26 protein-coding genes and 3 pseudogenes are annotated in these 26,389 nt (G+C 59.5%); 12 read left to right on the top strand and 17 right to left on the bottom strand.

From position 1 onward, the window contains the following. Positions 1-107: 107 nt before the first annotated feature. Entirely contained in the window at positions 108-866 is a 759-nt protein-coding gene (locus ACGSLL_RS24230; protein WP_394508227.1) for an SDR family NAD(P)-dependent oxidoreductase, read from the top strand. Between the two features lie 48 nt (positions 867-914). Here ACGSLL_RS24230 and ACGSLL_RS24225 read toward each other — a convergent pair whose 3' ends face one another. Further along, positions 915-1,352, bottom strand: coding sequence for a multidrug/biocide efflux PACE transporter (locus ACGSLL_RS24225; protein ID WP_394508226.1), 438 nt, complete (start codon positions 1,350-1,352; stop codon positions 915-917). A gap of 89 nt (positions 1,353-1,441) precedes the next feature. On the opposite strand from ACGSLL_RS24225, the gene ACGSLL_RS24220 reads away from it, so the two are divergent. After that, positions 1,442-2,296 (top strand): LysR family transcriptional regulator, encoded by an 855-nt coding sequence (locus tag ACGSLL_RS24220; protein WP_394508225.1) that lies wholly within the window; start codon positions 1,442-1,444, stop codon positions 2,294-2,296. A gap of 184 nt (positions 2,297-2,480) precedes the next feature. Here ACGSLL_RS24220 and ACGSLL_RS24215 read toward each other — a convergent pair whose 3' ends face one another. From ACGSLL_RS24215 to ACGSLL_RS24205, 3 genes are read right to left on the bottom strand one after another with little or no spacing between them, the layout of a single operon-like run. Then, complete coding sequence (locus ACGSLL_RS24215) at positions 2,481-3,722, bottom strand: RNA polymerase sigma factor (RefSeq protein ID WP_394508224.1); 1,242 nt, start codon at positions 3,720-3,722, stop codon at positions 2,481-2,483. Further along, positions 3,715-4,059, bottom strand: coding sequence for a YciI family protein (locus ACGSLL_RS24210; protein ID WP_336355244.1), 345 nt, complete (start codon positions 4,057-4,059; stop codon positions 3,715-3,717). The genes ACGSLL_RS24215 and ACGSLL_RS24210 overlap by 8 nt, the downstream gene beginning before the upstream one ends. A gap of 40 nt (positions 4,060-4,099) precedes the next feature. Continuing rightward, positions 4,100-4,525, bottom strand: a complete 426-nt coding sequence (locus ACGSLL_RS24205) for a YybH family protein (protein WP_394508223.1) — start codon at positions 4,523-4,525, stop codon at positions 4,100-4,102. 140 nt (positions 4,526-4,665) lie between these two features. Between ACGSLL_RS24205 and ACGSLL_RS24200 the strand changes: the two genes are divergently transcribed. Together ACGSLL_RS24200 and ACGSLL_RS24195 are read left to right on the top strand one after the other, a co-directional pair. Further along, complete coding sequence (locus ACGSLL_RS24200) at positions 4,666-5,151, top strand: GNAT family N-acetyltransferase (protein ID WP_394508222.1); 486 nt, start codon at positions 4,666-4,668, stop codon at positions 5,149-5,151. Between the two features lie 18 nt (positions 5,152-5,169). Next, positions 5,170-5,775, top strand: coding sequence for a pyridoxamine 5'-phosphate oxidase family protein (locus tag ACGSLL_RS24195; RefSeq protein WP_394508221.1), 606 nt, complete (start codon positions 5,170-5,172; stop codon positions 5,773-5,775). Between the two features lie 139 nt (positions 5,776-5,914). Here ACGSLL_RS24195 and ACGSLL_RS24190 read toward each other — a convergent pair. The 3 genes and pseudogenes from ACGSLL_RS24190 to ACGSLL_RS24180 form a co-directional block, all read right to left on the bottom strand. Then, positions 5,915-6,402 (bottom strand): annotated as a pseudogene (locus tag ACGSLL_RS24190) (GNAT family N-acetyltransferase). An 86-nt stretch (positions 6,403-6,488) separates the two neighbouring features. Continuing rightward, positions 6,489-6,974 carry a GyrI-like domain-containing protein gene (locus ACGSLL_RS24185; RefSeq protein WP_394508220.1) on the bottom strand — a complete coding sequence of 162 codons (486 nt, stop codon included), beginning with the start codon at positions 6,972-6,974 and terminating at the stop codon, positions 6,489-6,491. A 69-nt stretch (positions 6,975-7,043) separates the two neighbouring features. Beyond that, on the bottom strand, positions 7,044-7,706 hold the full coding sequence (locus ACGSLL_RS24180) for a LysE family translocator (RefSeq protein WP_394508219.1): 663 nt from the start codon (positions 7,704-7,706) through the stop codon (positions 7,044-7,046). Positions 7,707-7,845: 139 nt separating this feature from the next. Here ACGSLL_RS24180 and alaC point away from each other — a divergent pair, with 139 nt between their 5' ends. Next, positions 7,846-9,063, top strand: coding sequence for an alanine transaminase (gene alaC / locus ACGSLL_RS24175; protein ID WP_394508218.1), 1,218 nt, complete (start codon positions 7,846-7,848; stop codon positions 9,061-9,063). Between the two features lie 178 nt (positions 9,064-9,241). On the opposite strand, the gene ACGSLL_RS24170 is transcribed toward alaC, so the two are convergent. Both ACGSLL_RS24170 and ACGSLL_RS24165 read right to left on the bottom strand, forming a co-directional pair. Further along, entirely contained in the window at positions 9,242-10,594 is a 1,353-nt protein-coding gene (locus ACGSLL_RS24170; protein WP_093099116.1) for a GntP family permease, read from the bottom strand. 82 nt (positions 10,595-10,676) lie between these two features. Then, the gene (locus tag ACGSLL_RS24165) at positions 10,677-11,210 is read right to left on the bottom strand and encodes a gluconokinase (RefSeq protein WP_394508217.1); all 534 of its coding nucleotides are present in this window, start codon (positions 11,208-11,210) and stop codon (positions 10,677-10,679) included. 216 nt (positions 11,211-11,426) lie between these two features. Here ACGSLL_RS24165 and gntR point away from each other — a divergent pair, with 216 nt between their 5' ends. After that, positions 11,427-12,458: an HTH-type transcriptional regulator GntR gene (gntR, locus tag ACGSLL_RS24160; RefSeq protein WP_394508216.1), complete on the top strand. Its 1,032-nt coding sequence runs from the start codon at positions 11,427-11,429 to the stop codon at positions 12,456-12,458. A 153-nt stretch (positions 12,459-12,611) separates the two neighbouring features. On the opposite strand, the gene ACGSLL_RS24155 is transcribed toward gntR, so the two are convergent. Further along, positions 12,612-13,484: a LysR family transcriptional regulator gene (locus ACGSLL_RS24155; RefSeq protein WP_394508215.1), complete on the bottom strand. Its 873-nt coding sequence runs from the start codon at positions 13,482-13,484 to the stop codon at positions 12,612-12,614. Between the two features lie 121 nt (positions 13,485-13,605). Here ACGSLL_RS24155 and ACGSLL_RS24150 point away from each other — a divergent pair, with 121 nt between their 5' ends. From ACGSLL_RS24150 to ACGSLL_RS24140, 3 genes are all read left to right on the top strand, one after another. After that, positions 13,606-14,046, top strand: coding sequence for a PACE efflux transporter (locus tag ACGSLL_RS24150; RefSeq protein ID WP_394508214.1), 441 nt, complete (start codon positions 13,606-13,608; stop codon positions 14,044-14,046). A gap of 126 nt (positions 14,047-14,172) precedes the next feature. Next, positions 14,173-15,597, top strand: a complete 1,425-nt coding sequence (locus tag ACGSLL_RS24145; protein ID WP_394508213.1) for an MFS transporter — start codon at positions 14,173-14,175, stop codon at positions 15,595-15,597. A gap of 153 nt (positions 15,598-15,750) precedes the next feature. Beyond that, complete coding sequence (locus tag ACGSLL_RS24140; protein WP_394508212.1) at positions 15,751-16,293, top strand: hypothetical protein; 543 nt, start codon at positions 15,751-15,753, stop codon at positions 16,291-16,293. A 140-nt stretch (positions 16,294-16,433) separates the two neighbouring features. Here ACGSLL_RS24140 and ACGSLL_RS24135 read toward each other — a convergent pair. Both ACGSLL_RS24135 and ACGSLL_RS24130 read right to left on the bottom strand, forming a co-directional pair. Next, a pseudogene (locus ACGSLL_RS24135) lies at positions 16,434-16,862 on the bottom strand (methyl-accepting chemotaxis protein); the annotation flags it as partial. Between the two features lie 120 nt (positions 16,863-16,982). Next, positions 16,983-17,753 (bottom strand): annotated as a pseudogene (locus ACGSLL_RS24130) (PAS domain-containing protein); the annotation flags it as partial. A 580-nt stretch (positions 17,754-18,333) separates the two neighbouring features. Between ACGSLL_RS24130 and ACGSLL_RS24125 the strand changes: the two are divergent. Then, entirely contained in the window at positions 18,334-18,756 is a 423-nt protein-coding gene (locus ACGSLL_RS24125; RefSeq protein ID WP_394508211.1) for a GNAT family N-acetyltransferase, read from the top strand. 116 nt (positions 18,757-18,872) lie between these two features. Here the strand turns inward: ACGSLL_RS24125 and def are convergent, their stop codons facing one another. From def to ACGSLL_RS24110, 3 genes are all read right to left on the bottom strand, one after another. After that, on the bottom strand, positions 18,873-19,412 hold the full coding sequence (def, locus tag ACGSLL_RS24120) for a peptide deformylase (protein ID WP_394508210.1): 540 nt from the start codon (positions 19,410-19,412) through the stop codon (positions 18,873-18,875). 2 nt (positions 19,413-19,414) lie between these two features. Next, positions 19,415-20,365: a YihY/virulence factor BrkB family protein gene (locus ACGSLL_RS24115; RefSeq protein ID WP_258448234.1), complete on the bottom strand. Its 951-nt coding sequence runs from the start codon at positions 20,363-20,365 to the stop codon at positions 19,415-19,417. A gap of 163 nt (positions 20,366-20,528) precedes the next feature. Next, on the bottom strand, positions 20,529-20,720 hold the full coding sequence (locus ACGSLL_RS24110; RefSeq protein ID WP_394508209.1) for a CsbD family protein: 192 nt from the start codon (positions 20,718-20,720) through the stop codon (positions 20,529-20,531). 192 nt (positions 20,721-20,912) lie between these two features. On the opposite strand from ACGSLL_RS24110, the gene ACGSLL_RS24105 reads away from it, so the two are divergent. Then, a complete protein-coding gene (locus tag ACGSLL_RS24105) occupies positions 20,913-21,290 on the top strand; it encodes a hypothetical protein (protein ID WP_007917843.1) in 378 nt (125 codons plus the stop codon). Between the two features lie 218 nt (positions 21,291-21,508). Here ACGSLL_RS24105 and fadD1 read toward each other — a convergent pair whose 3' ends face one another. Both fadD1 and fadD2 read right to left on the bottom strand, forming a co-directional pair. After that, positions 21,509-23,206, bottom strand: coding sequence for a long-chain-fatty-acid--CoA ligase FadD1 (gene fadD1, locus ACGSLL_RS24100; protein ID WP_090285522.1), 1,698 nt, complete (start codon positions 23,204-23,206; stop codon positions 21,509-21,511). A 349-nt stretch (positions 23,207-23,555) separates the two neighbouring features. Beyond that, a complete protein-coding gene (fadD2, locus tag ACGSLL_RS24095; RefSeq protein ID WP_394508208.1) occupies positions 23,556-25,244 on the bottom strand; it encodes a long-chain-fatty-acid--CoA ligase FadD2 in 1,689 nt (562 codons plus the stop codon). A gap of 200 nt (positions 25,245-25,444) precedes the next feature. Between fadD2 and ACGSLL_RS24090 the strand changes: the two genes are divergently transcribed. Then, entirely contained in the window at positions 25,445-26,389 is a 945-nt protein-coding gene (locus tag ACGSLL_RS24090; RefSeq protein ID WP_394508207.1) for an alpha/beta hydrolase, read from the top strand.

The following is a 26,389-nucleotide window of genomic DNA, read 5'->3' as shown; positions in this document are numbered from 1 at the left end:
TTGTTCGGCTGATCCGATCAGTGATTCCGCTTTCACTCTGTTTATCAGCTTGGGGCGGATAAATAAACTTTGATCCATCCCCACTCAACGCAATCGGAGTAAGCCCCATGAACCGTAAAATCGCATTGATCACCGGCGCCAGCCGTGGCCTGGGCAAGAACGCTGCACTGCACCTCGCCGCGCAAGGCATCGACATCATCGGCACCTACCACAGCCGCGCTGACGAGGCGCAGGCGCTGGTCACCGAACTACAAGCGCTCGGCGCCAAAGCCGTCATGCTGCAACTCGACGTCGGCCGCAGTGACAGCTTTGCCGATTTCGGCGCGCGGGTTGAGCAGGCCTTACAGCAAACCTTCGACCGTCAGCGCTTCGATTTTCTGGTCAACAATGCCGGGATTGGCGTGCATGCCTTGTTCGCCGAGACCACGCCGGAGCAGTTCGATCTGCTGATGAATGTGCAACTGAAGGGACCGTTTTTCCTGACTCAACAGTTGCTGCCGCTGATCAACGACGGTGGGCGCATCATCAATGTTTCCAGCGGCCTGACCCGCTTCAGCCTGCCGGGATATGGCGCCTATGCGGCAATGAAAGGCGCGATGGAAGTGCTGACGCGCTATCAGGCCAAAGAGCTGGGCGCACGGCAGATCGGCGTGAACATTCTTGCGCCGGGCGCCATCGAGACTGACTTTGGTGGCGGTGCCGTGCGCGACAATTCAGCGCTGAATGCGATGGTCGCCAGCAACACCGCGCTGGGCCGTGCCGGACAACCGGACGATATAGGCGGCGCGCTGGCGTTGTTGCTGTCCGACGGCGGGCGGTGGATCAACGGCCAGCGTGTCGAGGCGTCCGGCGGCATGTTTCTCTGATTTGAAACGAAAAAAAATCGCAGCCTTCAGTGGCTGCGATTTTTGCGTTTAACCCTGACAGACGTTGCGCGATACGAAGCGCTCGCGCAGCACGTCATAACCCCAGTGATAAACGTAGGTGTACGGCAGGAAAAACAGCAGCACACCGATGTCGAGCAAAAACGCTTGCCACAGGCTGACCGACAGCCACCAGGCGATCAGCGGCACACCCATCACGATCAAACCGCCTTCGAACAGCAGTGCATGCACCACTCGCACCCAAGCGTTATGAGCAACGTTCAGACGCGCCAGCACCTGATCAAAGAACCGGTTGAACACCACGTTCCAACCCAGCGCCAGCAGCGCAATCAGTACGGTGACCGCGCCCATGTCGAGCAGCGGTTTTTGCAACAGCCACGCCAGCAATGGCGTGCAGATCAGGATCGCCAACAGCTCGAAACCGATGGCCTGGAAAATACGTTCAGTGATGGATTTATCGGCAGTCATGGCCTGACTCCTTGAGTGAAGATGGTTGCCATGATCAGTCCTCATATCGATACTTCATAACCAATAACCATCGATCAAGGCGATAGTTGATGATTTCCCAGGAAGTGCTGTTGGCGTTCGTGCAGGCGGCGACGCAGGGTTCGTTCTCCGCCGCGGCGCGCAAATTGGGGCGCAGTCAGTCGACCATCAGCGCGGCGGTGGCGAGTCTTGAGATCGATCTGGATGTTGTGCTGTTCGACCGCAGCAGCCGTAAACCGACCCTGACCCCGGCCGGGCACGTGTTGCTGCAACGGGCCGAGGCGATTCTGGCGGCGAGCAATCGCCTGGAAATGACCGCACGGCAATTGTCCCAAGGCGTCGAGCCGAAGCTGACGGTGGCGATTTCCGACACCTATCAGTCGTATCGTTTCGAGGCGGCGCTGGTGGAGTTCGAGCAGCGCTACCCGGATCTGCAACTGGAATGCCTGATCGCCGAATGCGAAGACCTGATTGAACTGGTCCAGCGCGGCCGCGCACATCTGGCCTTCGCCGAGATGCAGGAAGCCTACCCGCCAGATCTGGTGACCTCGACCGTGGCCGAACGCACCGAGATCGCCCTGTTCGTCAATCGCGAGCATGCGTTGGCCAAGCTTGAACAGGTGGATCAGCAATTGCTGGAGGAGCACCGCGAGTTGCGTCTGGCGACCATCGTCAATCCGTATGACAGCCGTGGCAAAGGCCGGGTGTGGTCGGCGCCGAGTTATTTGATGTTGCTGGAAATGGCCGAGAAAGGTTTTGGCTGGGCACCGCTGCCGCGCTGGCTGGCGCAGCGTTATGGCAATGATTTGCTGGTGGAACTGAACGTGCGCGGCTGGCCGAAACCGGTGTTTGTCGATGCGCTGTGGTCACGCTTGTATCCACCGGGGCCGGCGGGGAGCTGGTTGTTGGGGAAGATGCTGGAATAGTGCTTGGCGTTGAATAAAAGCCCCTCACCCCAGCCCTCTCCCAAAGGGAGAGGGCTGGGGTGAGGTGTCTTGCGTCATGCATCGACCTGGGCAACCGTTGCGATTATGGATTCCAAGACGCTCAGGCGAGTCGGTGAATTTCTCCAATATCCCCCAATCAGTCCCCTCTCCCTCTGGGAGAGGGTTAGGGTGAGGGCGTTTCCAGCGCCAGAAGCCGCCCTTGAATAAACCGCCGCTCCGGCTCCTGTCGGGTCAACGCTAATGCCCGCTGATACGCCTCGCGCGCCTCCGCCAGCCGCCCCAACTGCCGACAAAACTCCGCCCGCGCCGAATGCGCCAGGTGGTAATCCTGCAATTCGCCACGCTGTAAAATCCCTTCAATCAGACTCAGCCCGGCCAACGGCCCATCGCGCTTGGCCACCGCTACCGCGCGATTCAATTCGATCACCGGCGACGGCAGCGCCCGCAGCAACACGTCATACAGCCCGACGATCTGCACCCAATCGGTATGCGCCGCATTGGGTGCCTCGGCGTGCACCGCGGCAATCGCCGCCTGCAGACAATACGGGCCAAACTGCCGCGTGCTCAGCGCACGCTCCACCAGTGCACAGCCTTCGGCGATCAACCCGGCGTCCCACAACACGCGGTCCTGATCATCCAGCAACACCAGTTCGCCGCTCGGCGAAGTGCGCGCCGGTCGCCGCGATTCGTGCAGCAGCATCAGCGCCAGCAGGCCCATGACCTCCGGCTCCGGCAGCAATTCCATCAACAAGCGCCCGAGGCGGATCGCCTCGCGGGTCAGGTCTTCGCGGGTCAGCTCAGTGCCGATCGATGCCGAATAACCTTCGTTGAACACCAGGTAAATCACTCGCAACACGCTGTCGAGGCGTTCGGGCAATTCCTTCAGGCTGGGCACTTGATAAGGGATTTTCGCGTCACGAATCTTGGCTTTCGCGCGCACGATGCGCTGGGCGATCGCTGCCGGCGCAGAAAGAAAGGCGCGGGCGATTTCTTCGGTGGTCAGGTCGCAGACTTCACGCAAGGTCAGCGGCACTTGCGCGTCCGCCGCCAACGCCGGGTGACAGCAGGTGAAGATCAGCCGCAGGCGATCGTCTTCCACGTCCTCGCCACTCCAGTCGGCCTGTTCGAGTTCTTCCAGTTGCGCCAGCAGCAACGGTTGCGAAGCCTTGAACCGCGCCCGCCGGCGCAACACATCAATCGCCTTGAAGCGCCCGGTCGAGACCAGCCAGGTGCGCGGGTTGTCCGGCACGCCGTCGCGCTGCCAGCGCTCGACCGCAACGAAGAACGCCTCATGCAAGGCTTCTTCGGCTAGATCGAAATCACCGAGCAGGCGAATCAGCGTTGCCAGAATCCGCCGCGAATCCTGGCGGTAGACCTGCTCGACCCGCGCCCGAACATCAGACATTCAACTGCCGCACCGGTCGCACCTCAACGCTGCCGACGCGCGCTGCCGGAATGTTGCCGGCGACCTGCAGCGCTTCGTTGAGGTCCTTGGCGTCGATCAGGTAGAAGCCGGCCAGTTGCTCCTTGGTTTCGGCAAACGGCCCGTCGGTGATCGACAGTTTGCCGTTGCGCATTCTGACCGTGGTGGCGGTGTCCACTGATTCCAGCGCTTCAGCGGCGACCATCCGCCCGCTGCCCTGGATCGACTCGGCGTAGGCCCAGCATTCGGCGTCTTCGGGGCTGTCGGGCGACGAATGCAGCAGGCGCTCGTCGCTGTAGACCAGGCATAAATACTTCATGGCATTCTCCTGATTCGAACGGTTCAACTATGGCTGAAGATCAGGGCTGCACATCGAACAGGGTCGCGCCGCTCATCGGATCGAACGGTGCCGACCAATGCTCATGGGCGATTTTCCACGCCCCGCCGACCTGCCGATAACACGCGGTGACGCGCATCCAGCAGCTCTGGGTTTCGCCTTTTTCATTGGTCCCGCCGCAATTGGCGACCCAGTGAGCGAAGGCGATGGTGTCGGCGCTTTCGATGGCGATTTCCTGAAATTCGAAAACGTGCGGGCCAGGGCACATTTGCATGCACTCCACCCAATGCGCGCGGTATGCCGCTTTGCCCTTGAATTGCAGGGCCTTGATCGCGTCGAACGAGACGATGTCGTCGGCGTACAGGGCCATGACTTTTTCGACGTCTTTGGTCATCACCGCTTCGCGGTAGGTGTTGATCAGGGTCTGAATTTCGCTGTGTGCGTTCATGGTGTTCTCCGTGGTTTTTGTGGGAAGACACCCTTAGTCGTTTGTGCTTTGCGCGAATCGACAGGCCAAACAAAAATATTTCACGACGCCAATATCGCTAGAATCCGAGACTCACTCTTTGTAGGAAAAAGGAAATTCCCTTGTCAGCCAGACTCGTGCCGTACGACAGCCTGAACGCCTTGCAGCGTCAGCAAGTCGAGGCGATTGAAATTCACGCCGAACAGATCAAGTTCTCCGGCGACATTCACGGTGCGTTGCACACGCTGCTGTCAAAACCCGGCCCTGGGGTGAAGGGGTTCGCCCTGCTGGTGGACGAGGTGCCGGTGGCGTTTCTGCTGCTCAAGCGTCCGCCGGTACTGCCCGACTGGGCTAATGAACACAGCGCCACATTGCACGCGTTACAGGTTGATCACCGTGCGCAAGGCAAGGGTTACGGCAAGGCATGCCTGCAAGCGCTGCCCCAGGTTGCGCGCGAAGCCTGGCCGGAAATCAAGGGGCTGGAACTGTCGGTGGACGCCGACAATGAAGCGGCCATCGCGCTGTACGCCAAACACGGCTACGTCGACAGCGGCGAAGCTTACAAGGGCCGGATCGGTTACGAGCGGCGCATGGGGCTGTTTTTCTAAATCGTCGAAGGAGGCACGATGATCAAGTCAATCGCAGCACTCGAAGCAATATACGGCCAGCCGCACGAACGCGCGGTGCGCAAGCAGATCGGTTTCCTCAACGAGGATTATCAGGCGATGGTGCGGCTGTCGCCGCTGGTGATTGTCAGCTCCATAGGCGTCGATGGCCTCGACAATTCGCCACGCGGCGACAAGCCCGGGTTCGTGCGGATCATCGACGAACGCACCCTGGCCCTGCCCGATCGCCCGGGCAACAACCGCATCGATACCTTGCGCAATGTCCTGCACGATCCTCGGGTGTCACTGCTGTTCATCATTCCGGGGATTGGCGAGACACTACGGGTCCACGGCACTGCGCAGATCAGCGCGGAGCCTGAGTTGCTGAAGAGTTTTGCGGTGAATGGCAAAGCGGCGAAAACGGTGTTGCTGGTGACGGTGGAGGCGGCATTTTTTCACTGCTCGAAAGCGTTCGTTCGTTCGGATGCGTGGAACCCGCAAACCCACCTGCCGCGCTCGGCGTTGCCAAGTGCCGGCGCGTTTCACAAGCGCCTGAATGACGGCGAGTTCGATGCCGACACCTACGACCGGGAAGCGCCGAAACGGGTACGCGACTCTCTGTACTGACTGCCACCGATGATCGTTCCCACGCTCCGCGTGGGAATGCCTCTTGTGACGCTCTGCGTCACGGTTTTGGGACGCGGAGCGTCCCCGGCTGCATTCCCACGCGGAGCGTGGGAACGATCAGGGTCAGAGGGTCAGAGGGTCAGAGGGTCAGGATCATCTCGTGCCACGCCATGCCGCCGTGGTCGGACTCCGACGGTTTGATGTAGGCAAAACCAAACCCGGCATATAGCGGGATGTGTTGCTCTTTGCACATCAGATGAATCGTCGCTTTATCCATCCCGCGCATGCGTTCGATGAACTCGGCCATCAAGCGCTTGGCCAGACCCTGTCCTTGATAATCTGGATGCACGACAACCGACATGATCACCACGTTCGGCCCTTTCGGGTCGTGGCCGATCAGTTCCTTGAACGCTTCGTCGGACATCTGCACATCGAACGCTGCGCCGGAATTGACGAAACCGGCGACCCCCCCTCCACCTCGGCGACGATGAAACCGTCCGGCCAGGTGGCGATGCGCGTGGCGATCTTCTCGCGGGTCGCAGCTTCGTCGCCTTCGTAGGCAACGGTTTCGATGGCGTAGCAGCGGTCCAGGTCGGCGGCGGTGACGTTACGGATGACGGTGTTCATGGCAACTCGGAAATCATTGGAATTGAGGTCGCCAAGCATAAAGCAGATCAACCGGGGCGGACATGATTCACCCCGGTTCGGAGCTGTCAGGGTTTGAGCGGCAACCAGATTTCCAGCTCGCCAGTGAGCAGTTTCGGATTGAAATCCTCGCTGTAGCGCTCGAACTCCGGGGCGTCCGCCGCTTCGTACCCAGACTGCGGCAGCCAGGTTTTCCAGATGTACTGGAAGGTGTCGGGGAGTTGCGTCAGTGATCCCTTGTGCTCGAACACGGCATATTTCTGCGGCTGGATTTCAACCCAACGGTACTTCTCCGGCAACTCATCAAGCTTGTCGATCTGCACTCCCGCGATGTACTCGAAGCCGCCCTTGCCGTCCGCATTGCAGCAGACGCCATAAGTCACCTCACCCACTTGCGCAGGAATCTTCCCCAGGTGCGGCATGAGCTTTTCCCACAACGCCGGAATGTCTTCGGTGGAATCCTGGGTAAATCGCCCGCCGAATCCGGCAATCAACAGAAACGGCCCATGTTCGAAGCGAGGCTCTGCCACTTCGACGCGTGTTTGCTCATCCATGACGCGACTCCTTGCTACAAAAAAGTGGGTTCGGCTGGGAGTATAGGAAGCCCGAGCCGTTTCGCTCGTTTACAGCGTGTGCAACTGCTCGGCGGCGCCTGAACCGACAAACTCGTTGTAGCCGGAAAGAATCACGTAGACCGCGAAATAGCAGAAGATCGCCGCCGATGCCAGGTAGGAATAGCGCAACAGCTTATCGCCCAGCAGCTTGCCACCGTGGCTGGCGGCGAAGCACAGACCGGCCGACCACAGCAGCCCGGCACACAGGAAACCGCCGAGAAACAGCGCCGAGCTGATCGCGCCACCGCCACCGGATCGCGCAATCAATGTGCCGCCAACCGCCGCAAACCAGAGAATCGCGCTCGGCGACGACATGGCGAGAAAGATCCCCCGGAAGAACTCCTTGCGATGGGAGTTCTGCCCCACTTCTGCCTTGGTTGCCAACTGCGCTTCATGGTGAATAGCGGAGTAAATCATCTTCGCTGCAAAGTAGATCAGCAGCGCCGAACCGCCGATCCACAACACCCAGCGCACGGTTTCGTATTGCAACAACACGGTCATCCCGGCCAGCGCCAGCACCGCGTAAATCAAATCACCAACGCAGGTGCCCAAGCCCAGCGCAAAGCCCTGAAAATAACCGCGCTGCATGGCCAAGGTGATCATTGCGATATTGGCCACGCCGATGTCCAGGCACAGCGAAAGGCTCAGCAAGAAGCCGCTGGTGAATTCCATTGACCGATTTCCTTCGGAAAAAAATGTTTACAAACAGGCTGGACAGTATGCCATCAGCGCCCTTATCTTCCGCCACAGGTCACCGCAGTGACCAGCGTCGCTCGGACGGTTCCGGGCGCTTACGTTATCCGAGGCAACAATGGCCGAACAAGGTTCGCCGCGCCGCTTTGCGCGCATCGATCGACTCCCCCCGTACGTTTTCAACATCACCGCCGAGCTGAAGATGGCTGCCAGGCGTCGTGGTGAAGACATCATCGACTTGAGTATGGGCAACCCCGACGGCGCCACGCCGCCGCACATTGTCGAAAAACTCGTACAAGTCGCCCAACGCGAAGACACCCACGGTTACTCGACCTCCAGGGGCATTCCGCGCCTGCGCCGGGCGATTTCCAACTGGTACAAGCAACGCTACGAGGTCGATATCGACCCGGAAAGCGAAGCCATCGTCACCATCGGTTCCAAGGAAGGCCTGGCGCATTTGATGCTGGCGACTTTGGATCAGGGCGACACGGTGCTGGTGCCTAACCCGAGCTACCCGATTCACATTTACGGCGCGGTGATTGCCGGTGCCCAGGTGCGTTCGGTGCCGCTGGTGCCGGGCGTGGACTTCTTCGACGAACTGGAGCGGGCGATTCGCGGCTCGATTCCCAAGCCGAAAATGATGATCCTTGGCTTCCCGTCGAACCCGACCGCGCAGTGCGTGGAACTGGATTTCTTCGAACGGGTGATCGCCCTCGCCAAGCAGTACGACGTGCTGGTGATCCACGATCTGGCCTACGCCGACATCGTCTACGATGGCTGGAAAGCCCCGTCGATCATGCAGGTACCGGGTGCCAAGGACATCGCCGTGGAGTTCTTCACCCTGTCCAAGAGCTACAACATGGCTGGCTGGCGCATTGGCTTCATGGTCGGCAACCCGGAACTGGTCAACGCCCTGGCGCGAATCAAGAGCTACCACGATTACGGCACGTTCACCCCGCTGCAAGTGGCGGCAATTGCTGCGCTGGAAGGCGATCAACAGTGCGTGCGCGACATTGCCGAGCAGTATCGCCAGCGCCGCAACGTGCTGGTCAAAGGCCTGCATGAGCTGGGCTGGATGGTCGAGAATCCGAAAGCCTCGATGTACGTCTGGGCGAAGATCCCCGAGGCGTATGCGCATCTCGGCTCGCTGGAGTTCGCCAAGAAACTGCTCGCTGAGGCCAAGGTCTGCGTCTCGCCGGGAGTGGGGTTTGGCGAATATGGCGATGATCACGTGCGCTTCGCGCTGATCGAAAACCAGGACCGCATCCGCCAGGCCGTGCGCGGGATTCGCGGGATGTTTCGCGCGGATGGCTTCAATCCGAAATCCCCTGCCTGACACCTGTCCCCTGTGGGAGCGAGCCTGCTCGCGAAAGCGGTGGGTCAGTCAGCATAGATGCAGCTGACACGACGCCTTCGCGAGCTGGCTCGCTCCCACAATGGCTTTCAGTGAACCGTTCACTCAGGGCACAAAAAAACCGCATCGCTGCGGTTTTTTTGTGCCTGCAAGAAGCGGTTTAAACGAACAGCGACAACAGCAGGATAAAGCCCAGGCCGACCACCGACAGGATGGTTTCCATCGCGGTCCAGGTCTTGAAGGTCTCGGCCACGGTCATGTTGAAGTACTGCTTGACCAGCCAGAAACCGGCGTCGTTGACGTGCGACAGGATCAGCGAACCGGCGCCAGTCGCAAGTACCAGCAGCTCCCGGTTGACGCCCGGAATCATCCCCACCACCGGCACGACAATGCCGGCACCAGTGATGGTCGCCACAGTCGCCGAACCGGTAGCGATACGGATCACCGCCGCCACTAGCCACGCCAGCAGGATCGGCGAGATCTGCGCGCTGACCGCCATGTGACCGATCACATCGCCCACGCCGCTGGTGACCAGCATCTGCTTGAAGCCGCCGCCGGCACCGATGATCAGAATGATCGCGGCGGTTGGCGCCAGGCTCGCGTCGAGCCATTTGAGCATCTGGTTGGAACCGATGCCCTGCTTGTAGCCGAAGGTGTACAGCGACAGCAGCAACGCCAGCAGCAGCGCCGAGATCGGGTGACCGATCATGTCCATCCAGGTGCGGAAGAAGTTGCCGTCCGGCAGCGCCACGTCAGCGAAGGTTTTCAGCAGCATCAGGAACACCGGCAGCAGCACGGTGACCAGGGTGATGCCGAAGCTTGGCAGATCGGTCGAATCGTTTTCGCGGGCCAGTTGATCGACCAGTTCCTGATTCGGGTGACCAGGAATGTGCTTGGCGATGAACGTACCGAAGATCGGACCGGCGATGATTGCGGTTGGCAGTGCAACGATCAGGCCGTAGAGAATGGTCTTGCCGATGTCAGCGCCGAACACACCGATGGCCAGCAGCGGGCCCGGGTGCGGTGGCACCAGACCGTGTACAGCGGACAGGCCGGCGAGCAGCGGGATACCGATCTTGATGATCGACACACCGGTGCGACGGGCCACGATGAACACCAGCGGAATCAGCAGTACGAAGCCGATTTCGAAGAACAGCGGGATGCCGACCAGAAACGCGGCAAACATCATCGCCCACTGGACCTTGTCCTTGCCGAACGCGCGAATCAGGGTCTGGGCAATCTGATCCGCCCCGCCCGATTCGGCCATCATTTTGCCGAGCATGGTGCCCAGCGCCAGAATGATGCCGACGAAACCGAGCACGCCACCGAAGCCGTCCTGGAACGCTTTGATGATGGTGCCGATCGGCATGCCCGAGGTCAGGCCAAGGAACGCGGCGGCAATGGTCAGGGCAATAAAGGGGTGAATCTTGAATTTGGTGATCAGGATAATCAGACCGATTACCGTGACCACTGCATCGAGCAGCAGGAACGTCTCGTGGGACATGCCGAACATTGGGGGTGTCTCCTGGATTGTTGTTGTTATTAAAGCGGGTTGAACAGAAGTCGGGAGGACAGCGCTGTCTTTTTCAACATACTCATACCGCCTGTTTCAGACCGTGGGCCTGCCACCAGACGTGAGCCTGCAGGGCCAGCTCTTCAACGCTGTGTACCGAGGCGTTGAGCGCCAGGGTCAGCGGCTCGCCCTTGGGCGATTCGAGGGTGGCGAACTGGCTTTCGATCAGCGTGGCCGGCATGAAATGGCCCGGACGGTGCGAGACACGTTCGGCGGCCACTTCAGGGGTCAGTTCCAGAAACACGAAACCCAGGCCCGGCAAGGCGCTGCGCAGGCGTTCGCGATAACTGTGTTTAAGGGCCGAGCAGGTGAGCACCGGGCGCTTGCCCGACGCATCGACGCGACGCAGTTCATCGCACAGGCTGTCGAGCCAGCCGGCACGGTCATCATCGTTCAGGGGGATCCCCGCGCTCATCTTTTCGATGTTCGCGGCCGGATGAAAAGTATCGCCTTCAATGGCAGTGGCGCCGCTCAAATGGCACAGGGCCTCGCTGACGCACGTCTTGCCGCAACCGGCAACGCCCATGATGACCAGGGCGGTGATGGGATGACTCATATAACACCTCAGCGCGCAGACAGCGCTACCTTTGCTAGCTATGACTCTAGTGCACAGGCAGAAGTTGCCGACGCCTTCTTGTCGTTTTTTTGGGTTGCAGCAGGTTCGTTCCCAACGCCAAAGAGCCAAGATCAGGCAGGACCTCGCTCACGCATTTGCAGCTGCATCAGGACAGCGCTACCTTAGTGCCTTGATTTTTGTTTGGCAAGCCGCCCGATGACCTCCCCCAAGAACGATAAAAATACCCGCACCACCGGCCGTCCTACCCTTAATGAAGTTGCCCGCCTGGCCGGCGTCAGCCCGATTACCGCCTCCCGTGCCTTGCGCGGCGTCAGCACCGTGGCCACCGAACTGGTGGAAAAAGTGCAGAAAGCCGCGCTCGAACTCAACTACGTGGTCAACCCCGCCGCCCGTGCGCTGGCTTCGGCGCAGAGTCATTCGGTAGTCGTACTGGTACCGTCGCTGTCCAACCTGCTGTTCATCGACACGCTGGAAGCCATTCATCGGGTGTTGACGCCCAAGGGCTTCGAAGTGCTGATCGGCAACTTTCACTACTCACGCGATGAAGAAGAAAACCTGCTGCGCAACTACATGGCCTACCAGCCGCGCGGGTTTCTGCTGACTGGTTTCGATCGCACCGAGAGTTCGCGACGGATGATCGAGGCGAGCAATATTCCCTGTGTTTACATGATGGAGCTGGACAGCAGCGCCGGGCTCAATTGCGTGGGTTTCTCGCAACTGAGCGCCGGGGAAACCGCCGCCGAACATTTGCTCTCTCGCGGACGCAAACGCCTGGCCTACATCGGCGCACAACTCGATCAGCGCACCCTGCTGCGCGGTGAGGGCTTTCGCCGGGCCTTGCAGAAGGCCGGTCGCTACGACCCGGATCTGGAAGTGCTGACGCCGCGGTCTTCATCGGTGGGCTTGGGCGGCGAGTTGTTTCTGCAGTTGCTGGCGGCGCACCCGGATGTCGATGCGATCTTCTTTGGCAACGACGACCTCGCTCAGGGCGCCTTGCTCGAAGCGTTGCGCAATGGCATCAAGATCCCCGAGCAGGTGGCGATTCTTGGCTTCAATGACCTGCCGATGTCCGAGCACATGGTGCCGCGCCTGAGCAGCATCAACACCCCGCGCGAGGCGATCGGCCGACGGGCGGCGGAGCAGATGCTGACGCTGATGGCCGGCAACAAAGTGCCGCGCCCGGTCGAGGACATGGGTTTTGAGCTGAAGGTTCGCGAAAGTACATAAACCCCTTACCGATCACGACCGATCGTTCCCGCGCTCTGCCTGAGAATGCCGCAACGGACGCTCCGCGTTCGGCTCTGGGAGGGACGCAGAGCGTCCCGGGCTGCATTCCCACGCGGAGCGTGGGAACGATCGACGCGTAACGCCCCTGTTACTTTAATGGCTGAGCAGGTCGACCAAGGCCAACGCGCCCTTCTGCAACGGCTGGCTCTTGAGCCACACCGCGTGCACCGGCATCACCAGGCCGTTTTCGATGTTGCGGAAATTCAGCCGCTGCAAGCGCCCCGCATCCAGTCGTGATTGCACCACCGACAGCGGGAAATTGCCCCAGCCCAATCCCGCCTCAACCATGTCCATCGCCGCTTCCAGGCTGTCGGTGCGCCAATACGATTGCGCCACCAAGGGTCGCGTTTCGCTGATCGGCAAATCACGGCTGGCGACGATGATCTGCCGCACCTGGACCAAATCCTCAAGAAACACATCCCGCCCCTGCAACAACGGACTGTCCGCCGCCAGCGTGGCGATCATCCGTTCATTGCCGACAAACTGGAAGCGCTCCAGCACGTTCATGCGCAACCCGGCAAACGCCAGGCACAGACCGACGCGACCGCTGTGCAGCATCGCCAGTACGTCATCCTGCGGCGCCGTCAGTACTTCGATGTCGAGCAACGGATAACGCTCGACAATCACCTTGACCGCCGCGAGCAAACGGCGCCGGTCAATGTCGGCGACCACGCCAATCGACAACTTGCTTTCCAGCCCCAGCGACAACTCCACCGCATGCACCTGTAACTGCTTGAGCTGCTCGGCGATCAGCCGTGCGTGCGGCACCAGAGACAGGGCCATGGCGGTCGGTTGCGGTTCACGATGGCTGCGATCGAACAGCAGATAGCCAAGCTCGGCTTCTAGATTGCCAATGCCCATGCTCACCGCCGAAGGCACTTTGCCCAACGCCCGTGCGGCAGAGGAAAACGAGCCGCGCTCGATCACTGCGAGAAACAATTCGATGCTGTCGCTGTTGAAATTCAATCGGACTACCTATCAATAAAACTGAAAAGAGCTGACTTTTTCTGTTAACTCTATTGAAGCTATCTTTCGTCGCCTACGCCAGCCCCGCTGGCTGTCATTCGCAAGATAGAGGCAAATCTCCATGCAAGGCGTGAAACGCAAACTGGTCTACATATCGCTTTACGAAGTCATCGGCATGACCTTCTCCGCCCTCGGTCTGGCGCTCCTGTCCGGCACGTCGCCGGGCAGTACCGGGCCACTGGCGGTGATCATCACCACCATCGCCGTGACCTGGAATTTCATCTACACCTCGCTGTTCGAGCACTGGGAGAGTCGCCAGATTTCCCGCACCCGCACGGTGAAACGACGCATCGCCCATGCCGTCGGCTTTCAGCTGACACTGATCGTGTTCCTGATTCCGCTGATCGCATGGTGGATGAACATCAGCCTGGTGCAGGCGTTTCTGCTGGATCTGGCGCTGATCATCTTCATCCCGTGTTACACCTTCGTGTTCAACTGGCTGTTCGACCGGGTGTTCGGTTTGCCTGCGTCAGCTTTGCCGGATTCCGCGGCAGCAGCATAAATCGTTAATTCGTAAGTGAATATTGCAAGAAAAGTGTCGTGACGCATCGTTAATCGTGGATATTCACAATCCGTGAACTCCGATAGCAGGCTAAGCTTTTCCATCAAATAAAAAATGGATCTGCCCATGACTGCTCACGCCTTCGCCGCCGCGCCCCGCGACGGCATCGACCCGGTCCGCGCCGCCGAAATTTCCGCCCGCATCGATCGCCTTCCCGCCGTGGCGACGATCTGGCGGCTGGTGGCGCTGTTGTCGATCGGAGGGTTCTTCGAACTCTACGATCTGTTCCAGACCGCCTACATCAGCCCGGGCCTGATCCGCGACGGCCTGTTTGCCACCGGTAATCAGGGCGTGTTCGGTTTTTCCGATCAGGCAGCATTCGCCTCGGCGACGTTCCTTGGCCTGTTCCTCGGTGCCAGCCTGCTCAGTCCGTTGGCAGACAGGTTCGGCCGCCGGGCGATCTTCACTTTCGCGCTGATCTGGTACACGGTGGCGACGGTGTTAATGGGCATCCAGACCTCGGCGCTGGGCATTATCGGCATGCGCTTTCTGGTGGGCATCGGCCTGGGCATCGAACTGGTGACCATCGACGCCTACTTGTCGGAATTGGTGCCCAAACGCATGCGCAGCTCGGCGTTTGCCTTTGCGTTTTTCGTGCAGTTCCTCTCGGTGCCGGCGGTGGCGTTGATGTCCTGGTGGCTGGTGCCGCAGGCGCCGTTCGGTATTTCCGGCTGGCGGTGGGTGGTACTGGCGAGCGCGGTGTTTGCATTGTTTATCTGGTGGCTGCGCAAGCGTCTGCCGGAATCGCCGCGCTGGCTGGCGCAGCATGGCCGTTTCGACGAGGCCAATCAGATTCTCGACCGCCTCGAAGCGCGCTGCGCAAAAGATCACGGCAAAGCGCTGGACGCGCCCGAAGCGGTGCCGGTGGATGTCGAAGGCAAGGGCCGTTTCGCCGACATCTGGCAACCGCCGTATCGCCGCCGCGCGTTGATGCTGATCGTCTTCCATATCTTTCAGGCGATCGGCTTCTTCGGTTTCGGCAACTGGTTGCCGGCGCTGCTTTCAGGCCAAGGCGTGAGCGTCACCCACAGCCTGATGTACGCCTTCATCATCACCCTCGCCTACCCGCTCGGGCCGTTGTTGTTCGTCAAGTTTGCCAACCGCTTCGAAAACAAATGGCAGATCGTCGGCTCGGCCCTTGGTGCGATGACCTTCGGCACCCTGTTCGCCCTGCAGACCAGCGCCGTCGGGCTGATCTTCTGCGGGGTGATGATCACCTTCTGCAATGCCTGGCTGAGCTTCAGTTATCACTCCTACCAGAGCGAACTGTTCCCGACCAACATCCGCGCCCGCGCGGTCGGCTTCTGTTATTCGTTCAGCCGTTTGTCGACGGTGTTCAGCAGCTTGTTGATCGGCTTGTTTCTCGACAACTTCGGTACGCCCGGCGTGCTGGCGTTCATTGTTTGCAGCATGCTGATCGTGATGTTGACCATCGGTGGCTTTGGTCCGCGTACGCGTAATCTGGCGCTGGAAAACATTGCCCATCGCTGACCGGCACCGGTCAGCCGTTGCCGTCCGTCGGCAAGGGCTGACCGCTACGCATCGTGCGACTTGCCTCAACTGATTGAAAATAAAGGATTTTAGTACAAGGCACGGTAATTGCTCCTGACCCCGGGTCAGCCATCACCCACAGGTCTACCCATCATGTTGATCAGTGCCAAACAACAACAAATCACCCACCTGCCGAAAGCGTTGAACGACGACGCGACGTCTACCGCTGCGGCCGGTCTGCAAGGTGGCCTGCACGGCGCCATGCTGCAAACCCTGCAGAACCAGACCCAGGCGCAAACCGCCGAAGCCACCGCCAGGGTGCAGGAATCGGCAACGCAGATCGCTACTCAACAGGTCAGCGAAGCCACACGCATCAGTGACAACGTCGACGAGGCGTTCGCCAAGACTCGCGTCGGCCTGCAATCGACCGACACCACCGTCGCCGCGAAAACCGCCACCGACGAATTCAAGGACTACATGAGCAAAACGCCGGAACAGCGCCTGCGCGACAGCATCCTGCAGGAGATGGGCCTGACCGAAGACGACATCAAAGCCATGCCGCCAGAGAAACAACTGGCCATCGGTAAAGAGATCGCCGAGCGCTTGCAGGACAAGGTGAAACTGGCGCAGGTCGAGAAAGACAACGACGTGAAGGACAGCGACAAAGCGGCGGAGAAGTTTCTTGCTGCGCTTTGATTTTTTGAGATCACCTTGAATCAAATGTGGGAGCGAGCCTGCTCGCGAAGGCGTTGTATCAGTCACTTTATGCTTGGCTGAAACGCCCTTTCGCGAGCAGGCTCGCTCCCACATGGGTCATTGCTGATGCTGAAAACGAGTTAGTTAAGTTGCAACGTCTCATTGAACTGGCTGATCGCATCCACCACATGCCGTGAGCCCTGCTGAATTTCCAGAATCACCTCCCCCGCTTCATTCGCCAGTTCCACACCCAGCCCGGTACGGCTCAGGCTCGATTGCATGCTCGACACTGCGCTCAGTGACAGGTCGTGATTCCTGCGCACCACGTCGACAATTTCCAGGGTGGCCTGACTGGTCCGCGCCGCGAGGCTGCGTACTTCGTCCGCAACCACCGCAAATCCACGGCCATGCTCGCCGGCCCGCGCGGCTTCGATGGCGGCGTTGAGCGCCAGCAGGTTGGTCTGGTCGGCGATGCCGCGAATGGTCTGGACGATGGTGCCGATGATGTCCGACTGTTTGCTCACCGCATCGATGCTGACTGCGGCTTCGTTGAGGTCGCGGGAGATGTCCTGAATGATCTGCACTGTCTGCTGCACCACCTGCGAGCCTTTTTGCGCGCAGGCGTCGTTTTGTACCGACGTGCTGTGGGCCGATTCGGCGGCGCTCTGCAAGGTGGTCATCTGGCGGGTGATATCGCTGGCGAACTTGACCACTTTGTACAAGCGGCCCTTGGCATCGAACAGTGGGTTGTACGAGGCCTCCAGATAAACCATGTGCCCGGACTTGTTCTTGCGCTCGAAGCGGTGCGAGTGATATTCGCCGCGATTGAGCGACGCCCAGAACGCCTTGTATTGCGCCGACTCGGATTCGCTGCGGTGACAGAACAGGCTGTGATGCTGGCCGACGATTTCGTTGAGCGAATACTGCATGGTCTGCAGAAAGTTATCGTTGGCGGCGATGACATTGCCTTCAGGAGTGAACTCGATCACCGCCATGGAACGACTGATCGCGGCCAGCATCGCCTCTTCTTCGTGTTCCTTGTTGATGCGCGCGGTGATGTCCGCGGCAACTTTGATCACGCTTCTGACTTCTTTGTCGGGACCGAACACCGGCATGTAACTGGCTTCGAGCCAGATCTCCCGGCCGCTCTTGTTCAAACGCAGAAACGTCCCGCTCAGCGGTTCGCCGCGGGCCAGGTCGCGCCACAATCTGGCGTAGTCCTCGCTGCGGTAGTAACTCTCTTCACAAAAGATCCGATGGTGTTTGCCGCGCACTTCATCGGCGCTGTAGCCCATGGTCTTGCAGAAGTTGTCATTGGCATCGAGGACGATGCCGTCAGGGCTGAACTCGATCATGGCCATCGAGCGGCTGATCGCGGCCAACTTGGCGTTGGTCTCGGTCAGCGCGCAACTGAAGCGCTCGATTTCCTGCAGGTCAGCCTTGTGATGTAGGTTGAACATGGTTGTATCACCTTCCGCGCGGTCTTTTGATTTGATGAAAGTTCAGGTCTTTCAAGATCCACCACTACGTTCCGTGGAACAGGCACACGCCTTCCTCCACAGGAGGAAGTTGTCAGGTGATAAATGATGATCAATCGGAGCGTCCGTGCAGCGACGTTCTAATCAAGACATCCTTCTCTTGATAGCCCGCACGCGGGCCAGCCCTAACGCATTGAAGAACTTCCATTTAGGCGACGCTCCTTGTTGGTTCAGTGTCGGTGCCTTGGGTTGCGCACTCTGGCAGCATGAATCACGGGCCAACGATGCCAGTCAGTCGGGTTTTGACATGACGGTCGACATAGTTAGTTACGTCAAGCATAGCCAGACGGCTGCCGTACGCAAGGCCACTAGTCGGCCAGTATCTGGCACTTTTTGCACAAGAAACGGTTCAGCGCAGGTTTGAATGGAGGAATGACGGCATGTACCGCCAGCTCACACGATCAAATGTAGGAGTGAGCCTGCTCGCGATGGCTTCCACGCCGGGCTATCGGATGGCACGCGTTCTCTTATAATCGCCGCTTTGCCCAAAACAGCCCTGTCCATGCCCAACACCCATTACACCTTGCTCGACGCGTCGCTCTGGCCGTTGATGAACAAGTTCTACCGCAGCCACCAGTCCTCAATGAAAGCCGTGCGTGATGCGCAACTGTGGGTGGCGCGGCGTGGAGACATCGTCGCGGCGCTGTGCCTGCGACCGGTGGCGGGTGGGTATTGGTTGACCGGGTTGTTCGTCGATCCGCAGTGCCGCGAACAGGGGATTGCCGCGCAGTTGATCACGGCGGCCACTCAAGCGGTGAGTGAGCCGGTGTGGCTGTTCTGTCATCCGGATTTGCGCGGATTCTATGAGCGGCGCGGCTTCAGCTTCGACCCGGCACTGCCGCAGGCGATGGCGGAACGCTTGAGCCGGTATGCGCGGAGCAAGCCGATGATTGCCATGGGAATGAATTCTTTGAGCTCGCATTGAAACCAATGTGGGAGCGAGCCTGCTCGCGAAAGCGGTTTATCAGTCCCGCATGTGTGGGCTGATGCACCGGCTTCGCGAGCAGGCTCGCTCCCACAGGGGATAATGCAGGGTTTGGATCAGTCGTCAGCGCTGGGATCAAGATCCGGAAACATCACTTCGGTAAAACCGAACTTGCTGAAATCGGTAATGCGCGACGGGTACAGTCGGCCGATCAGATGGTCGCACTCATGCTGCACCACTCGCGCATGAAAGCCTGAGGCCACGCGCACAATCGGCTCGCCCTTCGGATCGAAACCCTCATAACGAATCTGCTGATAGCGATCCACCGCACCACGCAAGCCGGGCACGGACAGACAACCTTCGAAGCCCTCTTCCGTGTACGGATTCAACGGTGTGATCAGTGGATTGATCAGGATCGTCTGCGGCACCGCTTCAGCATCCGGATAGCGCTCGCTGTGCTCGAAACCAAAAATCACCAGTTGCAGATCGACGCCAATCTGCGGCGCGGCCAGGCCGACGCCGCCGACGCTTTCCATGGTCTGGAACATGTCGTCGATCAGTTGCCACAGTTCGGCGCTGTTGAACATCTCCGGCGGAACCGGCGGGGCGATGCGCAGCAGACGCTCGTCGCCCATTTTGAGAATTTCACGGATCATGGTCAGACTTCGTCAGTGTCCGGCTTGAGCGAGTGATCGCGGCCCAGGCCCGAGACATGTTGTTTGGGATGTTCGTCGGGCTCGTCGGGGGCTTTCTCGCCCTTGTCCTTGCCTTCGCTGGACATGTGTTCGATCACCGCGTTCATTTCCGCGCCGAGCAGCAGTACTGCGGCGGAAATATAGAAATACAGCAACAGCACGATGATCGCCCCGATGCTGCCATACATCGCGTTGTAGTTGGCGAAGGTTTTAACGTAGAAGGCGAACCCCAACGACGCCAGGATCCACACCACCACGGCCAGCACCGAACCTGGGGTGATGAAGCGGAATTCCTGTTTGACGTCGGGCATGACGTAGTAGATCAGGGCCACGGCTATCATCATCAGAATCACGATTACCGGCCAGCGCGCGATCGTCCACACGGTAACAATGAAGTCTTCAAGCCCCACTTGCGCGGCGATCCAGCCCATCACCTGCGGCCCAAGCACCATCAGCGCAGCCGCGACCAGCAACATGCCGGCAATGCCCACGGTGTAGACAATCGACAGCGGGAAGCGCTTCCAGATCGGTCGGCCCTCGACCACGTCGTACGCTGCGTTCATCGCGCTCATCATCAGGCGCACGCCGGCCGAGGCCGTGTACAGCGCGATGACGATACCGATCGAAAGCAGGCCGCCCTTGGATTGCTGCAACTGGTCGATCACCGGGTTGACCTGCTCGAGCGCCTGCGGCGGCAGGACCAGTTCCGACTGCAGGCGCAGCCAGGAAAAGAAATCCGGCAAGTGCAGGAAACCGATCAGCGCGATCAGGAACAGAATGAACGGGAACAGCGAGAACAGCATCTGGTAGGCCAGTGCCGAGGCATAGGTCGACATTTCGTCGTCGACGAATTCAGTGACCGTGCGCACCATCACCCGGTGCAGGGGCAGACCTTTCATGTCCGGAAAAATCATTCGCGTCTCCTTTCGCCGCAGTACAGGTTGAAGTCGTGGCGACTCAGGGGCCGTTTTTTACATCACGTTAGCCTGTTTGGCGATCTTCGTCGGCATCCGCAGGTTCTTGACACAAAAACGGCCATCCTTGGATGGCCGCTCGTGTGATTCGTTCAAGGCTGGGTTAAGCCTTGTCGACGCCTTTTTTCACTGCGTCCTTGGCGTTGCCAACCGCTTGTTGGGCTTCGCCTTTTTTCTCCTGAATCTTGCCTTCCGCATGCAGCCTGTCGTTGTCAGTAGCTTTGCCGACGCCTTGCTTGACGTTACCGACGGCTTCGTTGGCCATGCCTTTTACTTTATCGCCTGTGCTACTCATGGTGTTTCTCCGTGATGCATAAAGGGAAGAAAGTCAGTACGTAACGATTGACTGGAGCGCTTCGCTGCAAGTTTCATTTATTTGCCGCTGATTTCGTCGCGGTGCGCAGGTTGCGCTTTATGTTTGCCGGCATTGCCTTGAGAATGCTCACCCATGGGCGCTGGGCGCCAGACACCGATCCGCAGGAATGTTATGAAACTCGATAAAACGCAGGCCATCGCCCGTCGCAACAAGGAACTGGGCGGCGCCGTGCTTGGCACCAACAACTGCCACTTCGCTGAACTGAACCGCAACCGCAACATCTGGTGGTTCGACCTGCCGGTGTCGCGCCTGGCGATCGGTCAGTACGAGTGGATTCACCTGCTGATGCACACCCCGGCCACCGACGAACTGCTGCACCTGAAAGTGCCGACGGTGTTTCTGCGCGAGAAGCTCGAAGGGCTGGTGATTCGCAACGAAGGCAAGCGCAAGGCGGCGTTGAGCCTGGAGCTGAGTGCGGACAAGGATTCGTATCTGCAGGACATGCGTCCGGCGGGGACCAATGTGAATTTTGCGCCGTTTCGTCAATAGCCCTCACCCTAACCCTCTCCCAGAGGGAGAGGGGACTGACCGAAGTGTTAGGGCGAGGTACGCCGACCTGAAATATCGAGTCGAACTAAGGTTCTGAAAAGCCCCCCGCTCGGCTCCCTCTCCCTCGGGAGAGGGCTGGGGTGAGGGGGCCGCTTCACCCCAGCATCCAAGCCGCACTCAGCACCAACAAAAAGCCCCGCATCTGCGGGGCTTTTTATTTACGCGGCAGACTTGGCCTTGATCTTCTTCAGCTCTTCATCACGCAACTCGCGGCGCAGGATCTTGCCGACGTTGGTGGTCGGCAGCGCATCGCGGAATTCCACCGAACGCGGCACCTTGTAGCCGGTGACGTTGGCGCGCATGTGGTCCATGACCTGTTCTTTGGTCAGGGTCACGCCCGGTTTGGCAACGATGAAAATCTTGATCGCTTCACCCGATTTGTCGTCCGGCACGCCGATGGCCGCGCATTGCAGCACGCCCGGCAAGGTTGCCAGCACGTCTTCCAGTTCGTTCGGGTAGACATTGAAACCGGAGACCAGAATCATGTCTTTCTTGCGATCGACGATGCGCATGTAGCCGTCCGGCTGGATCAGCGCGATGTCGCCGGTCTTCAGCCAGCCATCGCTGTCGAGCATTTCATCGGTGGCTTCCTGACGCTGCCAGTAACCCTTCATCACTTGCGGGCCCTTGACGCACAGTTCGCCGATTTCACCCAGCGGCTGCTCGACACCGGCATCGTCGATGACTTTGCACAGGGTCGATGGCACGGGAATGCCGATGGTGCCGATCTGGATGTGCTGGATCGGGTTGACCGTGGCCACCGGGCTGGTTTCGGTCATGCCGTAACCTTCGCAGATGGCGCAGCCGGTCACCGCTTTCCAGCGTTCGGCAGCAGCCAGTTGCAGGGCCATGCCACCGGACAGGGTGACTTTCAGTGCCGAGAAATCCAGCTTGCGGAACGCTTCGTTGTTGCACAGCGCCACGAACAAGGTGTTGAGGCCGACAAAGCCGCTGAACTTCCACTTCGACAGTTCCTTGACCATCGCCGGCAGGTCGCGCGGGTTGCTGATCAGGATGTTGTGGTTGCCGATCAGCATCATCGCCATGCAATGAAAGGTGAACGCATAGATGTGGTACAGCGGCAGCGGCGTAATCAGGATCTCGCAACCTTCATTGAGGTTGGAACCCATCAGCGCCTTGCACTGCAGCATGTTGGCGACCAGATTGCGGTGGGTCAGCATCGCGCCCTTGGCCACGCCGGTGGTGCCGCCGGTGTATTGCAGCACCGCCACATCGCCACTGTGCGGATTGGCTTCGGCCACAGGCTGACCGTGGCCCTTGCTCAGCACATCGTTGAACTTGACGGCTTTGGGCAGGTGGTAGGCCGGCACCATCTTCTTCACGTACTTGATGACGCTGTTGATCAACAGGCGCTTGAGCGGCGGCAACAGGTCGGCGACTTCGGTGACGATGACGTGCTTGACGCCGGTTTTCGGCACCACGGCTTCAGCCAGGTGCGCCATGTTCGCCAGGCACACCAGCGCTTTTGCGCCGGAGTCGTTGAATTGGTGTTCCATTTCCCGCGCGGTGTACAGCGGGTTGGTGTTGACCACGATCAGCCCGGCGCGAATCGCCCCGAAGACGGCGACCGGGTATTGCAGAACGTTGGGCAGTTGCACGGCAATTCGATCGCCGGGCTGCAAATCGGTATGCTGTTGCAGATACGCGGCAAACGCCCCGGACAATTCGTACAGTTCACCGTAGGTGATCGTCTTGCCGAGGTTGCTGAAAGCCGGTTTGTTGGCGAAGCGCTGGCAGGATTGCTTCAACACTGCCTGAATGTTCGGATACTCGTCCGGATTGATGTCGGCAGCGATTCCAGCCGGGTATTTATCCTTCCAAAAGTCTTCGATCATGGAAGCCCACTCCTCAGCAACGCGAATTCTTCACCGCATTTGATGCGATTATTATTGGTGTGTGTTTTGTATTGGTGAATCTGGCTTTTACACAGGCCGAGAAGTCACAAAGCGCGCCGAGAGTAGCAGCTTTGCCGAGGGTCGACTAGAGCCAAAAGCGGCCCCTACAGTCATATTGATGACTCAAGACTATCTGGCAGTCATTTTAGAGCAAAAATCCTAGAACCTCGCAAAAGCCCCGGTTTTCATAGGCATTGAGAGATTCGCGAGCAGGCTCGCTCCCACAGATACCAACTATTCCTGTGGGAGCGAGCCTGCTCGCGAATGTCAGACGCGCTACGGTTCAGGCCTATGCGATATCCCGCAACTCCCGCCGCAGAATCTTGCCGACAGGCGTCATCGGCAATGACTCACGCAAGACGATGTGTTTCGGCACCTTGTACGCGGTGAAATTCTCTTTGCAGTAGGCCTTCAATTCTTCGAGGCTGACGCCGCTTTCTCGCGCCACCACAAACAGCTTCACCGCCTCGCCCGAACGCTCGTCCGGCACGCCGATTACCGCGCAGTTGGCGACTTTCGGGTGGGCCATGACCACGTCTTCGATTTCGTTCGGGTACACGTTGAAGCCGGAAACGATGATCATGTCTTTCTTGCGATCGACGATGCGCACAAAGCCATCGGGGTCGATCACGGCGATGTCGCCGGACTTGAACCAGCCTTCGGCATCCAGCACTTCAGCAGTGGCTTCGGGTTTGTTCCAGTAGCCCTTCATGATTTGCGGGCCCTTGATGCACAGCTCGCCGCGCTCGCCCAAGGGCTGCTCGGCGCCGTCGTCACTGATCACTTTCAACAGCGTACCGGGCACCGGCAGGCCGACCGTGCCCAGGCGCGACTGGTCGCCGTAAGGATTGGTGCAAGCCACCGGCGAGGTTTCGGTGAGGCCGTAACCTTCGGTGATGCGGCAACCGGTGACCTGCTCCCAGCGCTCGGCCGTGGCCTTGACCAGCGCGGTGCCGCCGGAGTTGGTGAGTTTCAGGCTGGAGAAATCCAGCGTCTTGAAATCCGGGTGCTCCATCAGCGCGACGAACAAGGTGTTCAAGCCCAGCAACGCCGAGAAGCGCCAGTTTTTCAGCTCCTTGATGAACCCGGCAATGTCCCGCGGGTTGGTGATCAGGACGTTGTGGTTGCCCGAGACCATCATGCACATGCAGTTCGCGGTAAAGGCATAGATGTGGTACAGCGGCAGCGGCGCCACCATCACTTCCTGGCCTTCACGCAACAGCGGCTGGCCGTCCGGGCCGAGTTGCGCGAGACAGGCGCGCACTTGCTGCATGTTCGCGACCAGATTGCCATGGGTCAGCATCGCGCCTTTGGCCAGGCCAGTGGTGCCGCCGGTGTATTGCAGCACGGCGATATCGTCGAGCGTCACGTTAAGCGGTTTGATCCCCAGGCCGCGGCCCATGCGCAATGCGCTTTTGAAAGAGATCGCCTGTGGCAGTGAATAGGCCGGGACCATTTTCTTCACTTTGCTGACCACGGTGTTGACCAGCCAGCCTTTGGCGGCAGGCATCAGGTCGCCCATCTTCGCTTCGATGAGGTATTGAATGTCGGTCTCGGGCAGCACTTCCTGGACTTTCTGCCCGAACACGTTCAGGTACACCAGCGCACGGGCGCCGGAATCCTTGAACTGGTGACGCATCTCCCGCGCGGTGTACAGCGGGTTGGTGTTGACCACGATCAGCCCGGCGCGCAAGGCGCCGAACACGGCGATTGGATAATGCAGGACGTTGGGCATCTGTACCGCGATGCGATCGCCCGGCACTAGATCGGTATGCGCCTGCAGATAACCGGCGAACGCGGCACTCTGGCGTTCAAGCTCGGCGTAGGTCAGCGTGATGCCCATGTTGCTGAACGCCGGGCGATCAGCGAATTTCTTGCAGGAACGCTCGAACACTTCGATCACCGACTTGAATTCAGTCATGTCGATGTCCAGCGGTACGCCGGCCGGGCGCTTGTCGTTCCAGAAATCAGGTTGCATTGTTCTTGTCCTCTTTACCTGAGCCGATCCGGGAGCCGCTTCTGTCATTTCTGAAAAAGCGGAGCTTCACGGACACTAGCAGCTATGGCCATTCAGGCAAATATGAGCAAAGCCGTCATTGATCGTGTGAATCTTCCTGCCGTGGCGTGGGCTGATCAGACGCGCTATACAATGTGCGGACTCTGAGCAAAGGAAGCGCCATGATCCACGACACCTTCTGGCTGGACGCGAGTGACCGCAGCCGGCTCTTCGTCAATCAATGGCTGCCCGCGGGGCCGTTGAACGCGCTGATTCTGGTGGCCCATGGCATGGCGGAGCATAGCGGCCGCTACGCACGGATCGCCGAAACCTTTTGCGACAAAGGTTATGGCGTATACGCACCGGACTTGCGTGGCCATGGCCGAACCGCGCACCACGGCACGCTCGGTCATTACGCCGATGCTGACGGCTGGTGCAAAATGCTCGGCGATCTGGCCAGCCTCAACCAACACATCGGCCAGCAACACCCCGGCGTGCCGATCATTCTGCTCGGGCACAGCATGGGCAGCTACCTCGCCCAGGGTTATCTGCTGCACCACAGCGCCAGCCTGCACGGGGCGATTCTCAGCGGCTCGAATTTTCAGCCGGTCGCTCTTTATCGCGCCGCGCGGCAGATCGCCCGCCTGGAAAAACTGCGTCAGGGCGGCAAGGGCCGCAGCGCATTGATCGAGTGGCTGTCGTTCGGCTCGTTCAATAACAAATTCAAACCCGTGCGCACACCCTTCGACTGGCTCAGCCGTGACCCGGCCGAAGTCGATCGCTACATCAGCGACCCGTTGTGCGGGTTTCGCTGCACCAATCAATTATGGATCGACCTGCTCGGCGGCTTGCAGCAGATCAGCAAAGCGTCCAATCTCGCCCAGATCGATCCGGGCCTGCCGCTGCTGGTCATCGGCGGCGAATGTGATCCGGTGAGTGAGGGCAAGCGTCTGACAGATCTGGCCAACGCCTTGCGCGCGGCCGGCAGCCAGCACCTGCAACTGAAGATCTATGCGCAGGCCCGGCACGAATTGTTCAACGAAACCAACCGCGGCGAAGTGATCGCCGATGTGCTGGCCTGGATTGATCAGGCCTTGAGCCATCCGCGTGCGCATCGCAGCGAATAA

The organism is Pseudomonas retamae (assembly GCF_043496865.1).
GTDB classification, from domain to species: Bacteria; Pseudomonadota; Gammaproteobacteria; order Pseudomonadales; family Pseudomonadaceae; genus Aquipseudomonas; species Aquipseudomonas retamae.
The sequence above is the reverse complement of the archived record's forward strand: the minus strand, read 5'-3'. Positions and strand labels throughout refer to the sequence as shown.